15 protein-coding genes are annotated in these 13,235 nt (G+C 69.4%); 4 read left to right on the forward strand and 11 right to left on the reverse strand.

The genetic code is table 11. From position 1 onward, the window contains the following. The first annotated feature begins 3 nt into the window (after positions 1-3). On the forward strand, positions 4-390 hold the full coding sequence (locus ACLJOK_RS11800) for a nuclear transport factor 2 family protein (protein ID WP_410818277.1): 387 nt from the start codon (positions 4-6) through the stop codon (positions 388-390). Here the strand turns inward: ACLJOK_RS11800 and ACLJOK_RS11805 are convergent. The 3 genes from ACLJOK_RS11805 to ACLJOK_RS11815 form a co-directional block, all read right to left on the reverse strand. Further along, positions 387-1,331, reverse strand: coding sequence for an acyltransferase domain-containing protein (locus ACLJOK_RS11805; protein ID WP_410818279.1), 945 nt, complete (start codon positions 1,329-1,331; stop codon positions 387-389). The two genes, ACLJOK_RS11800 and ACLJOK_RS11805, sit on opposite strands and share 4 nt — an antisense overlap. A gap of 29 nt (positions 1,332-1,360) precedes the next feature. Beyond that, positions 1,361-1,945 (reverse strand): hypothetical protein, encoded by a 585-nt coding sequence (locus ACLJOK_RS11810; RefSeq protein ID WP_410818281.1) that lies wholly within the window; start codon positions 1,943-1,945, stop codon positions 1,361-1,363. A gap of 119 nt (positions 1,946-2,064) precedes the next feature. Further along, positions 2,065-2,523: a VOC family protein gene (locus tag ACLJOK_RS11815; protein WP_410818283.1), complete on the reverse strand. Its 459-nt coding sequence runs from the start codon at positions 2,521-2,523 to the stop codon at positions 2,065-2,067. Here ACLJOK_RS11815 and ACLJOK_RS11820 point away from each other — a divergent pair. After that, the gene (locus ACLJOK_RS11820; RefSeq protein ID WP_410818284.1) at positions 2,404-3,321 is read left to right on the forward strand and encodes an NAD-dependent epimerase/dehydratase family protein; all 918 of its coding nucleotides are present in this window, start codon (positions 2,404-2,406) and stop codon (positions 3,319-3,321) included. The two genes, ACLJOK_RS11815 and ACLJOK_RS11820, sit on opposite strands and share 120 nt — an antisense overlap. On the opposite strand, the gene ACLJOK_RS11825 is transcribed toward ACLJOK_RS11820, so the two are convergent. Next, a complete protein-coding gene (locus ACLJOK_RS11825; protein ID WP_410818285.1) occupies positions 3,289-4,209 on the reverse strand; it encodes a LysR family transcriptional regulator in 921 nt (306 codons plus the stop codon). The genes ACLJOK_RS11820 and ACLJOK_RS11825 overlap by 33 nt on opposite strands. 168 nt (positions 4,210-4,377) lie before the next feature. On the opposite strand from ACLJOK_RS11825, the gene ACLJOK_RS11830 reads away from it, so the two are divergent. Continuing rightward, positions 4,378-5,097 (forward strand): SDR family oxidoreductase, encoded by a 720-nt coding sequence (locus ACLJOK_RS11830; RefSeq protein WP_410818287.1) that lies wholly within the window; start codon positions 4,378-4,380, stop codon positions 5,095-5,097. A 127-nt stretch (positions 5,098-5,224) separates the two neighbouring features. On the opposite strand, the gene ACLJOK_RS11835 is transcribed toward ACLJOK_RS11830, so the two are convergent. Both ACLJOK_RS11835 and ACLJOK_RS11840 read right to left on the reverse strand, forming a co-directional pair. After that, entirely contained in the window at positions 5,225-5,665 is a 441-nt protein-coding gene (locus ACLJOK_RS11835; RefSeq protein WP_410818289.1) for a VOC family protein, read from the reverse strand. Positions 5,666-5,801: 136 nt separating this feature from the next. Beyond that, positions 5,802-6,554, reverse strand: coding sequence for an MBL fold metallo-hydrolase (locus tag ACLJOK_RS11840; protein ID WP_410818291.1), 753 nt, complete (start codon positions 6,552-6,554; stop codon positions 5,802-5,804). Positions 6,555-6,693: 139 nt separating this feature from the next. Between ACLJOK_RS11840 and ACLJOK_RS11845 the strand changes: the two genes are divergently transcribed. After that, on the forward strand, positions 6,694-6,879 hold the full coding sequence (locus tag ACLJOK_RS11845; RefSeq protein WP_410818292.1) for a hypothetical protein: 186 nt from the start codon (positions 6,694-6,696) through the stop codon (positions 6,877-6,879). Positions 6,880-7,231: 352 nt separating this feature from the next. Here the strand turns inward: ACLJOK_RS11845 and ACLJOK_RS11850 are convergent, their stop codons facing one another. From ACLJOK_RS11850 to metH, 5 genes are all read right to left on the reverse strand, one after another. After that, positions 7,232-7,714, reverse strand: coding sequence for a hypothetical protein (locus tag ACLJOK_RS11850; protein ID WP_410818294.1), 483 nt, complete (start codon positions 7,712-7,714; stop codon positions 7,232-7,234). A 253-nt stretch (positions 7,715-7,967) separates the two neighbouring features. Next, positions 7,968-8,255 carry a hypothetical protein gene (locus ACLJOK_RS11855; protein ID WP_410818295.1) on the reverse strand — a complete coding sequence of 96 codons (288 nt, stop codon included), beginning with the start codon at positions 8,253-8,255 and terminating at the stop codon, positions 7,968-7,970. Between the two features lie 160 nt (positions 8,256-8,415). Further along, positions 8,416-8,691 carry a hypothetical protein gene (locus tag ACLJOK_RS11860; protein ID WP_410818296.1) on the reverse strand — a complete coding sequence of 92 codons (276 nt, stop codon included), beginning with the start codon at positions 8,689-8,691 and terminating at the stop codon, positions 8,416-8,418. A 162-nt stretch (positions 8,692-8,853) separates the two neighbouring features. Beyond that, a complete protein-coding gene (locus ACLJOK_RS11865) occupies positions 8,854-9,642 on the reverse strand; it encodes a GNAT family N-acetyltransferase (RefSeq protein ID WP_410818298.1) in 789 nt (262 codons plus the stop codon). An 86-nt stretch (positions 9,643-9,728) separates the two neighbouring features. After that, positions 9,729-13,229, reverse strand: coding sequence for a methionine synthase (gene metH / locus ACLJOK_RS11870; protein ID WP_410819331.1), 3,501 nt, complete (start codon positions 13,227-13,229; stop codon positions 9,729-9,731). Between the last annotated feature and the right edge of the window lie 6 nt (positions 13,230-13,235).

The raw sequence follows: 13,235 nt of genomic DNA on the forward strand, positions 1-13,235 counted from the left end.
GCTATGACCACCGAGAACAAGAGCATCGTCGGACGTGCGTTGGCGGGGCTGGTCGACACCGGCGACGTCGAGACGCTCGCCTCGTACCTGAGCGAGGACTTCACCCATCACCGGTCGGATTCGACGACCTCGACCAGGGCGCAGTGGCTCGCCGCGGTCCGCGCCGCGCTGGGCCCGACCGCCGGCATGCGGGTCGACATCCTGCACCTGCTGGCCGACGGTGACCACGTCGTGGTGCACTCGCGGCGCCGGCTTCCCGGTGCGGGGCCGGAAATCGTGGTGGTCGACGTCCTGCGGATCGCCGACGGCTTCATCGCGGAGGTGTGGGAAGTCATCGAACCAGCGGCCCGCGCCGCCGCCAACACCGCGTGGTGGGACGCGCGTGCCTAGATCGGGAAGCGGCCGTGGCGCCAGTGCCAGTGGCCGCCGGCCCGCAGGTGGTCGATGATCGCGCGCTGGAGCGCGGTGCGGCGCGGCAGCTCGTCGAGCGGCGTGGTCAGGGTCCGGAACCCGAAGCGCAGCACCTCGATGTCGGCGTCCGGCCCCGCCGACTCGTCGTAGGGCTCCAGCTCGAACCGGCGCTGGAACCGCGCGATGTTGGAGTCCTCGGGAAGGTACTCCCGCAGCTGCGGGTCGAGCAGCCACGAGGCGCAGGAGAACGCGGTGTAGCGCTCGTCGGGGAAATGTCGGGGGAAGAACGCGCGGGCCTCGTCGAGGGACGCCGCTACCGCCTCCGGGGTCAACGGCCCCGAATCGGGGACGTGCAGGCCGATGGCGCCGTCGCCACGCTGGTGCTGTAGCCGGCCCAGCTCGTAGACGCTGCCGCGCCAGTGCAGCGTCAGCCAGCTCTGCATGATCGGCCAGCCCTCGCCGCGCATCCGTCGGTCGACGGCGAGGTTGCGGCCCAGGTCGGCCAGGGTCACCCAGGTTACGGCCTCGGGGACGCCGTGGTCGCTGTGGTACCCGCGCACCACGTCGACCAGGGCCAGGTACGCGTACACGTAGAGGTGCCGCCACGCGGGCCCGCGCTCTCGCGGCAACTCCGGGCCGGGCGAGAGCCACTCGTAGCCCGCGAGGTCGGCGCGGACCAGGGCGATCGAGCGGTCGAGCAGCCAGCGCAGCTCCGGGGTCCAGAACGGAGAGTCCGGGTCGGGCCAGCCCGCCATGACCTCGGCGGCGTCGTCCGGCGGCACGGCGAGCCGGTCGAGGATCGCGGGCGCGTCGGCCTTGGCGGGCAACGGGGCTGACGGCTTGTCACCGGCGAGCCGGTGCAGGCGGTCGACCTCCTCGACGGGCACCCCGAGCCGGGCGGCGATGTCGTCCAGATCCACGTCGACGACCCTACCGGCCGGCGGGCTTCTCAGGAGTCCGCCGGCACCCCGGCATCGAGCTGCCCGATCATCGGCGCGAGAAGGTCGTTGAGCTCCCGGGCCAGCACCGCCACGGCCCGGCGCGCCGCCACGGCGACCTCGTCGTCCGGACCCTCGGGCGTCGGCGGCAGGTCGTCGAGCGGCACCGGCGCCTCCACCTGGAGCAACGCGCGCAGATGCGGGCGGCGCGTCTGGTCCTGCTCGGTGGGCGTGGTGAACTGGCCGAACATCTGGGGCCAGTTCTGCCAACCACGGTCGCGCTGCCACTGCTTGGTCCAGGTCAGCTCGGCCGGCCAGCGGGACGCCACTGCCACCGCGCAGACCAGGCTGCCGTCCCACGGGCTGCGCGCGCAGGTCGCCGAGATGATCCGCCGGTGCCAGCGGACGAAGCCCGGCGACAGCTCGGTGGCCAGCCGCCAGGCGGTCACCGCGAACGCCACGGGCGCGAAGTCACCCCAGGTGTCGGCGAACTCGTCGATCCGACGAAACACCTCGGCCTCGTACCGGCCGCGCCCGTCGGTGCCGTGCTCGCGGTCGAACTGCTCGTCCAGCCAGAAGGCGCGCGGCTCCGGCATCCTCAACCCCGTTTCACAGCGATGGCGATCCGTACCTCGAACCTATGCCAATGTCGGGGTTGCGGACGCCATCCTCGCCCGTTGTCAACCTGCGCTGCGGTGAGGTGGCGGCAACCCGCTCAGCCGACGAAGACGCAGAAGGGGTGCCCGGCCAGGTCGGCGTACACCCGGAGAGGCTCGTCCGGGTCGTCGATGCGGTCGTACAACTGCCGGCCGCCGAGGCGCAGCACGCGCTCATGCTGGACCAGCAACTCCTCGACGGACTCCACGGTCAGGTCCAGGTGCAGCAGCTGGGGCACGGTGTTCGTTGGCCACGTCGCCTCCGGCAGAACAGCTTGGGCACGCTCTCCTGGTCGACCATGGTCGATCACCTCCGGGTGCCATTCTGGTCCGAACCGCGCCGTTGCCGCAGCCGCAGCGTCTTGACAAAGGGCGGGTTCCAGAGTGGACGATGCACTGTGAGAATTCTTGTGGTGGGTGGCAGTGGCCTGATCGGCGCTCACGTCGTGGACGTTCTTCGGGAGCGTGGCCATGCCGCGACCACTGTGGCGCGTACGGCCCAGCCGGGTGTCGACCATCTGCTCGATGTCGGGTCCGCCTCGATCGAGGAACTGCGGCCGTTGCTCGCCGGTCACGACGGCGTCGTGTACGCCACCCGCACCGAGGAGCAACGGCCGCTGCCCAAGCCGATCTACCCCGAGTTCCGCCGTGACAACGTCGACCCGGTGGTACGCCTGTTCACCGCCGCCCGCCTCGAAGGTCTCACCCGGGGCGTCGTGATGGGCTCCTACTACACCTACTTCGACCGGCTCCACCCGCAGTGGCGCCTCGCCGAACGGCACACGTACATCCGGTGCCGTCTGGAGCAGGCCCGGGAGGGGCGGGCAGCCGCCGGCGAGGGCCTGCCGATCGCCGTACTCGAACTGCCCTTCGTCTTCGGACGGGCCGGCGACCGACTGCCCAACTGGGCCGGTCCGCTGGACCGGTGGGCCCGCTCGCGTACCCCGCTGGTCGCCCCGACCGGCGGAAGCGCCGCGGCCTCCGCCCGCAGCGTGGCCGAGGTCGCGGTCGACGCCCTGGAGCAGGCCAGCGGCGCGGACCTTCCGGTCGCCGACGAGAACCTCACCTGGACCGACATGATCGGGCGCATCGCCGACGCGGTGGGCCGACCCCGCCGGGTCAGCCGCCTGCCGGCCGGCGCGGCGCGCGCCGCGCTGCGACTCGGCGGCGCGGCGCAGGCCCTCGGCCGCAAGGAGTCGGGGGTGAACCCCAGCTACCTCGCCGACCTCCTGCTCACCGACCTGTTCATCGAACCGACGAGCGGTCGACCGCTCGACCCGGCCCTACGCGAAACCTTCCCGATCGGCGCCGCCTGACCCCCCTTGGCGTCGATCGTCGGGTTGTGGGGCCTGCCGGGCGGCGATCTCGACGAACTCGTGCACCAGAGGTGAGCGGTTGTCCTCGGCCCAGGCCAGGCACACCTGGTTGTGGCCGAGGTCGGCGACGGGCACGTGGCTGACGTCGGGTCTCGTGTAGAACGTCGCCGTCGACAGCGGCAGGATCACCATCCCGGCGTACGCGGCGACATGCTCCAGCTTCTCCTCCACGGAGTTCAGCTCGGGGCGAGGGCGGGGGTCGGGCTCCGTCGGGCGGTTCGGCAGGTCCCGCCACTCCGGCACCGCGTCCGGGTCCTGCAAGAGCCGTTCCTCGAACAACTCGGCGAGGTCGACCGACTCCTTGCCGGCCAGGCGGTGATCGGTGGGCAGGACGACGACGCGGGGTTCGGTGAACAGTGGGCGCAGGCGCAGGCCACGCTGGTCGACCGGGAGCCGCACGTAGCTGACGTCCGCGCGCCCCGCGCGGACGATCTCGGCCTGGTCGTTCCAGGACGTACGGACGACGTTGACGGCCAGGTCGGGGTGCCGCTGGCCGATGACGCGGGCCTCGGCGGTGACGAGTACGCCGGGCATGAACGCGATGGTGAACGTCGGCCTGCCGTGCGCGGCCCGTTGCACCCGCCGCCGTAGGGCCTCGGCCGAGGCGAGCAGCGGACGGGCGTCGGTCAACAGTTGGCGGCCGGCGTCGGTCAGCACGGTGGAGCGGCGGTCCCGGATGAAGAGCTCGGCGCGCAGTTCGTGCTCGAAGGCCCGGATCTGGCGCGACAGGACCGGCTGGGCGATGTGCAACCGCGCGGCGGCCCGACCGAAGTGCAGCTCCTCCGCGACCGCCACGAAGTAGCGGAGCTTGCGCAGATCGACGTCCATCCTGCCCCCGTCCGGTTTCCGCTCCGGGCGGTTCCACGATACCCGCCGGGTATGCCTGGGGTGATGTTCAACGGGCATCACAGGAGGTGAAAGAGGTCTTGGACGCGGGCGTTCCCGGCGGAGCACGGTGGTAACCGTTCCCACCACACCATCCGGAAGGACACGATCATGACCCTCATCGACCAGCGCGTCGTCGTACTCGGCGGAACCTCGGGGATCGGCCTCGCCACCGCCGCCCGCGCCGCCCGTGAGGGCGCCCAGGTCGTGGTCGCCTCCAGCAACCAGCGCAGCGTGGACCGCGCCCTCACGACCCTGCCGACCACGACCCAGGGGTACGTCGCCAACCTCACCGACCCCGACGCCGTGTCCCGGCTGTTCCACGATCTCGGGTCGTTCGACCACCTCGTCTACACCGCCGGCGAACCCCTCGCGCTGATGTCCGTCGACGCCCTCGACCTCGCCGCCGCCCGGGCCGCCTTCGACCTGCGCTACTTCGGCTCCCTGTCGGCGGTCAACGCGGCACTGCCGCACCTGCGCCCCGGTGGGTCGGTCACCCTCACCACCGGCACCGCCAACCACCGGCCCAGCGCCGGCTGGTCCGTCGCGGCCAGCATCACCGGGGCGATCGACGCGCTGGTCCGCGCGCTCGCCGTCGAACTCGCGCCGATCCGGGTCAACGCCGTCTCGGCCGGCGTGATCCGCTCACCGCTCTGGGACTCACTGCCGACCGAAACCCGAGAGCAGATGTACGCGCAGCTCAGCGAGTCGCTTCCGCTCGGCCGGGTGGGCGAGCCCGAGGAGGTCGCCGAGGCGTTCGTCTACCTCCTGCGGGCGACCTACGCCACCGGCACGGTGGTGACCGTGGACGGCGGCACCCTGATCTCCTGAGCCCTTCTGCTCCTGCTGGCGGCTGGGGTGCTCCAAGATCCGCACTACTTCAGGGATGTAGTGGTCTCCGCCACCCGCGAGGCCCCTACATCCCTGAAGTTGCGGGTGGATCGGGCTGCGGCGGCCGTCAGCGGAGCTGTTCGGCCAGGCCGACGATGATGCCCTCGGGTCCGCGGACGTAGCAGAGCCGGTAGACGTCCTCGTACCGCTCCAACTCCCCGACGAGTTCGGCGCCGTGGCCTCGCAGCCGGGTGATCACGTCCTCGATGTCGTCGACGGCGAACATGATTCGTCGAATGCCCAGCGTGTTCGCCGGCGCGTCCTTCGGGTCCGCACTGATCGCCGCCGGTCGGTGGAACATCGCCAGCTCGACCTTGCCGTGGCCATCCGGGGTCCGCAGCATCGCGACCTCCTGCCGGACGTCGTCGATCCCGATGACACGCTCCACCCACCGCCCCTCGACCGGCCCTCGCCCCTCCAACTCCATACCGAGTTCGACGAAGAACGCGATGACCGCGTCGAGGTCCTCGACAACGATGAGGACGTTGTCCATCCGCTGGATCGCCATGCTGGATCTCCCTGCTCTGGTGCGGTCACAGTGACCGCATCCTCCCCTCGAAGACGGAGCCACCCGGCCGTTCTCGACATCTAGAGCTTCGCGTGGCGGCCCCGCTAGCCGTCGGCGAGCCTTAAGCGAGGGGCGTTCAGCTGTCCGGCGTCCCGAGGATCAGGGTGAGCCCTTCGTCAGCCGCCAGCACCGCACCGCCGAACTCCACCTGAGCGGCGGCCACCGCGGCCGCCCGGTCGTTGCCGGGCCAAAAATGGGTGAGCATCAGGCGGCGGGCACCCGCGCGGTGAGCCCACAGACCGGCCTCGGTGGAGGTCAACAGGTTACGGGTGGGACGGCTGGACTCGCCGTCGTAGTCCGTCGCCTCGACGATGAACAGGTCGGCGCCACGGCCCAACTCGGCCAACGCGGGAGTCGGCCCCGTGTCCCCGGAGTAGGCCACGGCAATCCCGTCTGCCTGAATCCGGATGCCGGCGTTGGGCACGAAGTGCGGCAGAGACAGCCCGGTGAGGTCGAACGGCCCGACCCGGTAGCTGCCGGGTAGTGGGTGCACATCGAAAACCGCGTGCAGGTCGACATCGGGCTCCAAGCCGCCGAGCCGGTCGAGCACGCCGGGCGGGCAGTACAACGGCAGCCGTGGTCCGCCCGGCTGACCGTAGAACCGCATCCTGAACAGACCGTGCAGGTCGACGCAGTGATCCGGGTGCTCATGGGTGATGACGACGGCGTCCACCGCACCATCAGGCCACTGCTTGAGCAACCGCGGCAGCGTGGCGTAGCCCAGGTCGAGCACCAGGCGGTAGCCGTCCCAGTCCACCGCGAATCCGCTACAGGCGCGGCCTGGCTCGGGAAAGGCACCAGAACTGCCGAGCACGGTGACCTGTCGCATCCATTCAGCTTCTCACCTGGCCGGGCTCGGCCGAATGGCGTGGCAGGAGTGTCCGGCCTCGTGCAACCCAGTCGCCACCCGGCTAGTCACATAAGCCCTGGGTTCGAGATCCGGCTGGCCGAAGCCTCACCTGCCAGTTGTGGGCAACGTGGTCGATGACAACCGCATCGAGGTAAACGCCGACAGGTGGGGGCTCGCTGCCGCGCGGAAGCGTGGTTATCTCGATCAGGGCGAGCGCACCGGGCTGACCGTCGATCTCGGCGAAGACGCCGAACGGCATTGTCGCGAGCACGCGCGCTCGGACTCGCGCCCCCACGGGCAGTAACGACGTGGTTTCCGACCATGAGCTCTTCGCTCGTTCGGCTCTGCCGTCGAGCAAGCTCCACGCGTCGGGGCTCATGGCCAAACATCCTCGCATGATCAGTGCGGAAGGAGGCCTGTGCCCACTTTGACGGACCGTTTGGTACGCCTGCCGACCAGCCGTACCGCTGGTCGGGGACGGGTCGGGGACGGTCTGTGGACCAGCGTGCCGTGGAGTGTGCCGAACCGGTGGGAGTAAGAGGCGGCGCGGGGAGACCGCACGCGTGGCACGCGACCGGTGCCCTGAGTAGACCCCACCGGACCCGGCACCCTTCAGTGAGCTGGTGGGGAGGTCCGCTAGCTGCGAGATCCTTGCGTCAGTCGTCTTCGGTGACCGTGAAGGGCGCGTAGCCCTCCCCCACCTCCGTCACCTCAAGGTCGCTGAAGACGAGAGTGATGGCGTGAGCGTTCATCTTCAAGTGCACCTCGTGAAAGGGAATGCCGATCTTGTCAGCCCACGACCGCGCACGCTCGGAGTCCGCCACCACCTTGGCACCTGGGTAGAGCGGCTGCCAGCGCACTGCCCACACGAAGCCGTCCAGGTCCGGGCCGATCTCCCGGTCGGTCAGTCGATCGTCGAGCGAGCGACGCCAGGTATCGGGACTCACCGCCGTCTGCACTTCAGCTGCGACGCAGTACGTGAAGAGGTAGCGGAGGTGGGCAGGTGGGATGCCGGTACGCGGATCTGCGGTGACGTAAACGACGATCTCGTAATCGCGAATGTAGTCGGTGTAGCCGTGGTGCACGACCGCACCGTCGAAGATGTCATCCAACGCCTGGCTGAGCTGGCCAATCTCCACGCCCCGTTCTATCACCCTCCGGAAACCCGATCCACAACGCTTTAAGACGCTGATTGCGGCAGATCGTGCGACTGAGCTGCTAGAGCGGTCTCACAGTCGGTTGCGGCCTGCTGATCGTCGCGCTCTTGGTCCTCGTCGACCTGCGCCTCAGGTTGCCAGCGTCCGCTGCTGTTCGGCGGCTTGGCTGCTCCGATGGCTGCTCGACCGAAGTGCCGCCCAGCCAGGGGCCGACGGGGGTTTGTGCGGTAAAGGTTCAGTCAAGCGCCCTGTACTCAGCCCGCGTTTCAGCAAGTTCCGGGTGCTGGATCCAGTACCTCTCCCCGTAGATCTTCAGCATCGCCCAGTGCCATGCTTCGTCATGGAAGACGAGTCCTCGGTACGGGGCATCGCTGGCCTCGAAGGGGTAGTGCTGCACGGCCGCCGTCTCGGCCTGGGTTGCGCTGAGACCCCCGTAACGCTGCATCACCCACGCGAAGCGTCGGCGCTCGTCGTGCAGGTACTGCACATACTCGTCCTCGCTCCAGTCCGCCCAGTCCGCCATGTCTTTAGCCTCGGATCCCGATACCGCGGTCTTTGAGCGATAGCCCAAGCTTGAGCCGCTCTTGGGTGACACTCCGGTTGCTATCGCCGTTGCTGTCAATCATCGGGGACTACGCAGGGCAGCTATCACCGACCTCGCAAGGCCTCGTCCAATGCCTAGATCAACTGTGATGCCACGTTCTGGCCGCCGCACGCAGCACTGCCGCCTCAGCACGGGCAGCCTCTGCTTCCATGCAAGCAAGGGCTCGGTCTTGCGGGAAGGGCATGACGTGGGCCAGTTCATCCAGGACCCCAGCCATCGCTTCGCGCCACACGGCAAATTCGAAGGGATCAGCAGAATCAGCCGGGCGCTGCGACCGCACGGTGCGAAGCTGGCGCAGGGCGGCCTTCAGTACAGGCTCGACACCCATCACGCAGTCTTCTCTCGCCTCCGCCACGACAGCGACCCCGCAAGGTCTTACCAACTACAGTGACACGATGCCCTGGCTCGATGGCTATCCGCTGTCGCGGGGCGGCCGGAGATGCTGGCTCATCCGCTCCTGCCGATGATCCGGCCGGGGTCTTGTGCTTGGATCCGGACGGGGCCGCGGGAAGGGCGCTCACCGCTGCCAGTGGTAGGGCGTCGTCGTCGACACCTTGATCAGACCGTAGCGTTCAAGGATCGGGCGTGAGTACTCGGTCGAGTCGCTGTTGATGAGTGTCTTGCCCATGCGGAGTGCTGAGCGGGCCCGCGCCGCGGTCAACGCGCGGTAGATCCCACGGCCGCGCCACTCCGCGCGGGTCGCGCCGCCCCAGATCCCGGCGAAGTCGGTCCCACGCACCGGCTCCAGCCGACCGGCACTGATGATCCGTCCCTCCGCCTCGGCAACCCACAACTCCATCCCGTCATCGCGGGCCAGGCGGCGCAGGAGGGCGTTCGCCATGTCATCGCTAACCGGGTTCTCAAAGGCTTCGTCCTGCATCGCACTCATCGCACGGACGTCCGCCTCCTCGCTGACCCGACGCAGTGTCACGCCTTCGGACAGCGGAACGTCAACGGCTAGTAGCCGCGCCTCGCCAATCATGATCGACTCAGGCTCATCCGCGGTGAACCCATTCACCAGCAACGCCTCGTGCAACCCCGGCGCATGGTCGTGCCCACGCGTCTTCCACTTGACCCGCCCGATCTCGGAGTCTGCCTGGTAGTGAGCGAGCGCCTCTGGGACGAGCCGACGAACCGTATCGGCGTCCGCCCCGCCGAGATCGCGGTAGGTGACGAAACCGCGACCGCCCGCGAAGGTCACGAGACGCAGTGGCCCGAGTCGGGTGACTGAGACCGCGCTCGGCGTCTCGGCGTCAGTCCGAAGCTGTTCGTCGTAGGCCGCAAGCAGTCGAGCCAAGTTGATCATGGTCGTAGGCTGCAACAACGGGGGCCGGAGACGCAACCGCTTTTCGAGTCCACGACCTCAGGTGCAGGTCAGTGCACCTGCACCCGTCACTTGGCGTTGAAGTAGTTGGCCTCCGGGTGGTGGACCACTATCGCGTCGGTGGCCTGCTCCGGCATCAGCTGAAACTCCTCGGACAACTCGACCCCGATCCGGTCCGCGCCGAGCAGATCCATGATCTTCGCCCGGTCCTCCAGGTCGGGGCAGGCCGGGTAGCCGAACGCGTACCGGCAGCCCCGGTAGTCGTTGTGCAGGATGCCGGCCAGGTCCGCCGGGTCGTCGTGCCCCAGCGGGCGACCGTCGGGCAGGGTCATCTCGGCGCGGATGCGCTGGTGCCAGTATTCGGCGAGCGCCTCGGTGAGCTGCACGGAGAGCCCGTGCACCTCCAGATAGTCGCGGTACTCGTTGCGGGCGAACAGCTTCGCCGCGTACTCGCTGACCGGCTGGCCGACGGTGACCAGTTGCAACGCGACCACATCGAGCTGGTCGCCCTGGGGCCGGAAGAAGTCCGCCAGGCAGAGCCGCCGCTCCTGCCGCTGCCGAGGGAAGGAGAACCGGGCGCGCTCCGCGTGCCCGTTCTCGTCGAGCACCACCAGGTCATTGCCTTCGGAGTACGCGGGGAAGTAGCCGTACACCACTGCTGCCTCGAGGACCTGGTCGGCGATCAGCCGGTCCAGCCAGTACCGCAGCCGCGGCCGACCCTCGGTTTCGACAAGCTCCTCGTAGGAGGGTCCGCCGCCGCCCCGGGCACCGCGTAGCCCCCACTGCCCGGAGAAGGTGGCCCGCTCGTCGAGCAGCGCAGCGTAGTCGGCCATCGGCACGCCCTTGACGACCCGGGTGCCGAAGAACGGCGGGGCGGGCACCGCCACGTCGGCGGCCACGTCGGAGCGGACCGACGAGTCGTGCAACTCCGGCAGCGACGTGGTGACCATCGAGCGCTGCCGTTCCCGGCGCGCCCGCCGGGCCGCGAGAGCCGCCTCCCGCTCCGGGTCGACGACCGGGGCGCCGCCACGCTTGGCGGTCATCACCCGGTCCATCAGGGACAGACCCTCGAACGCGTCCCGCGCGTAGTGCACCTGCCCGGGGAACGTCGACCGCAGGTCGTCCTCGACGTACGCGCGGGTCAGCGCCGCCCCACCCAGCAGGACCGGCCAGCGCTCCGCGACCCCGCGCGTGGCCATCTCGGCCAGGTTCTCCTTCATGATGACAGTGCTCTTGACCAGCAGCCCGGACATGCCGATCGCGTCGGCGCGGTGCTGCTCGGCGGCGTCCAGGATGGCGCTGATCGGCTGCTTGATGCCGATGTTCACCACCTCGTAGCCGTTGTTGGACAGGATGATGTCGACCAGGTTCTTGCCGATGTCGTGCACGTCGCCGCGCACTGTGGCGAGCACGATGCGGCCCTTGCCGCCGTCCTCGATGGTCTCCATGTGTGGTTCCAGGTAGGCCACCGCGGTCTTCATCACCTCGGCGGACTGGAGCACGAACGGCAGCTGCATCTGGCCGGAGCCGAACAGCTCGCCGACCACCTTCATGCCGTCCAGCAGGATGTCGTTGATGATTGACAACGGGGACCGGCCGCCGGCCATCGCCTCGTCCAGGTCGGCCTCCAGGCCGTTGCGCTCACCGTCGATGATCCGCCGCTTGAGCCGCTCGTCCAGCGGCAGCGCCGCCAACTCCTGGGCGCGGGTGGCCCGGGCGCTGGTCACGTCGACGCCCTCGAAGAGCTCCAGGAAACGCTGCACCGGGTCGTACCCCTCGCGACGCCGGTCGTACACGAGGTCCAGGGCGACTTCGCGCTGCTCGTCGGGGATCTTCGACATCGGCAGGATCTTGCTGGCGTGCACGATCGCCGAGGTCAGGCCGGCCTCCACACACTCGTGCAGGAACACCGAGTTGAGCACCTGCCGGGCCGCCGGGTTGAGCCCGAACGAGATGTTCGAGATGCCCAGTGTGAAGTTCACACCGGGGTAGCGGCGGGAGATCTCCCGGATCGCCTCGATCGTCTCGATGCCGTCGCGGCGGGTCTCCTCCTGGCCGGTGGCGATCGGGAAGGTCAGCGCGTCGATGAGGATGTCGGAGCGGTCCACGCCCCACCGGCCGGTCAGGTCGTCGATCAGCCGCGCCGCGACCCGGACCTTCCACTCCTGGGTACGAGCCTGGCCCTCCTCGTCGATGAGCAGCGCCACCACGGCCGCGCCGTGCTCACGGACGATCGGCATCACCCGCGCGTAGCGGGATTCGGGGCCGTCGCCGTCCTCGAAGTTCACCGAGTTGACCACACAGCGGCCGCCGAGCATCTCCAAGCCGGCCTCCACCACGTTCGGCTCCGTGGAGTCCAACATGATCGGCAGGGTGGACGCGGTGGCGAAGCGGCCGGCCAGCTCACGCATGTCCTGCGTGCCGTCGCGGCCGACGTAGTCCACGCACAGGTCGAGCAGGTGCGAGCCGTCGCGCGCCTGACTGCGGGCGATCTCCACACAGGCCCGCCAGTCGCCGGCGAGCATCGCGTCCCGGAATGCCTTCGAGCCGTTGGCGTTGGTCCGCTCCCCCACCATCAGCACCGACGCGTCCTGGGCGAACGGCACCGGGTGGTAGACCGAGGAGACGCCCGCCTCGTGCCGGGGCTCGCGGGCCGGGGCGGTGACGCCGTGCAGCCGCTCGGACAGCACCCGGATGTGCTCCGGGGTGGTGCCGCAGCACCCGCCGACCAGCCCCACGCCGTACTCGGTGATGAACCGTTCCAGGGCCTCGCCCAGCTCCACGGGAGTCAGCGGGAAATACGCCCCGTCGGCGGTCAGCACCGGCAGGCCGGCGTTCGGCATCACCGACAGCGGGATGCGGGAGTGCTGCGACAGGTACCGCAGGTGCTCGCTCATTTCAGCCGGGCCGGTCGAGCAGTTGAGCCCGATCAGGTCCACGCCGAGCGGCTCGATCGCGGCGAGGGCCGCACCAATCTCGCTGCCGACCAGCATGGTGCCGGTGGTCTCCACCGCCACGTGACAGATGATCGGCACCGACTGGCCCAGCTCGGCCATCGCCCGCTTCGACCCGACCACTGCCGCCTTGACCTGGAGCAGGTCCTGGCAGGTCTCGATGATCAGCGCGTCCGCGCCGCCGACGATCAGACCCGCGGCGTTCTCCTGGTAGGCGTCGCGCAGGGTCGCGTAGGCGGCGTGCCCGAGGGTGGGTAGCTTGGTGCCCGGCCCGATCGAGCCGAGCACGAACCGGGGCCGCTGCGGGGTGCTGGCCGCGTCGGCGGCCTCCCGGGCGATCCGGGCGCCCGCCTCGGACAACTCGCGGATGCGGTGCGGGATGTCGTACTCGGCGAGGTTGGCGAGGTTGGCGCCGAAGGTGTTGGTCTCCACGCAGTCGGCACCGACGGCCAGATAGGCGTCGTGCACCCCCCGCACCACGTCCGGACGGGTGACGTTGAGGATCTCGTTGCACCCCTCAAGCCCGTCGAAGTCGTCGAGCGTGAGGTCCGCGGCCTGAAGCATCGTGCCCATCGCGCCGTCGGCGATGAGAATGCGATCAGCCAGCACATCCATCAATGA

It is taken from the genome of Micromonospora sp. 050-3, from assembly GCF_046549335.1.
Classification (GTDB): domain Bacteria; phylum Actinomycetota; class Actinomycetes; order Mycobacteriales; family Micromonosporaceae; genus Micromonospora; species Micromonospora trifolii.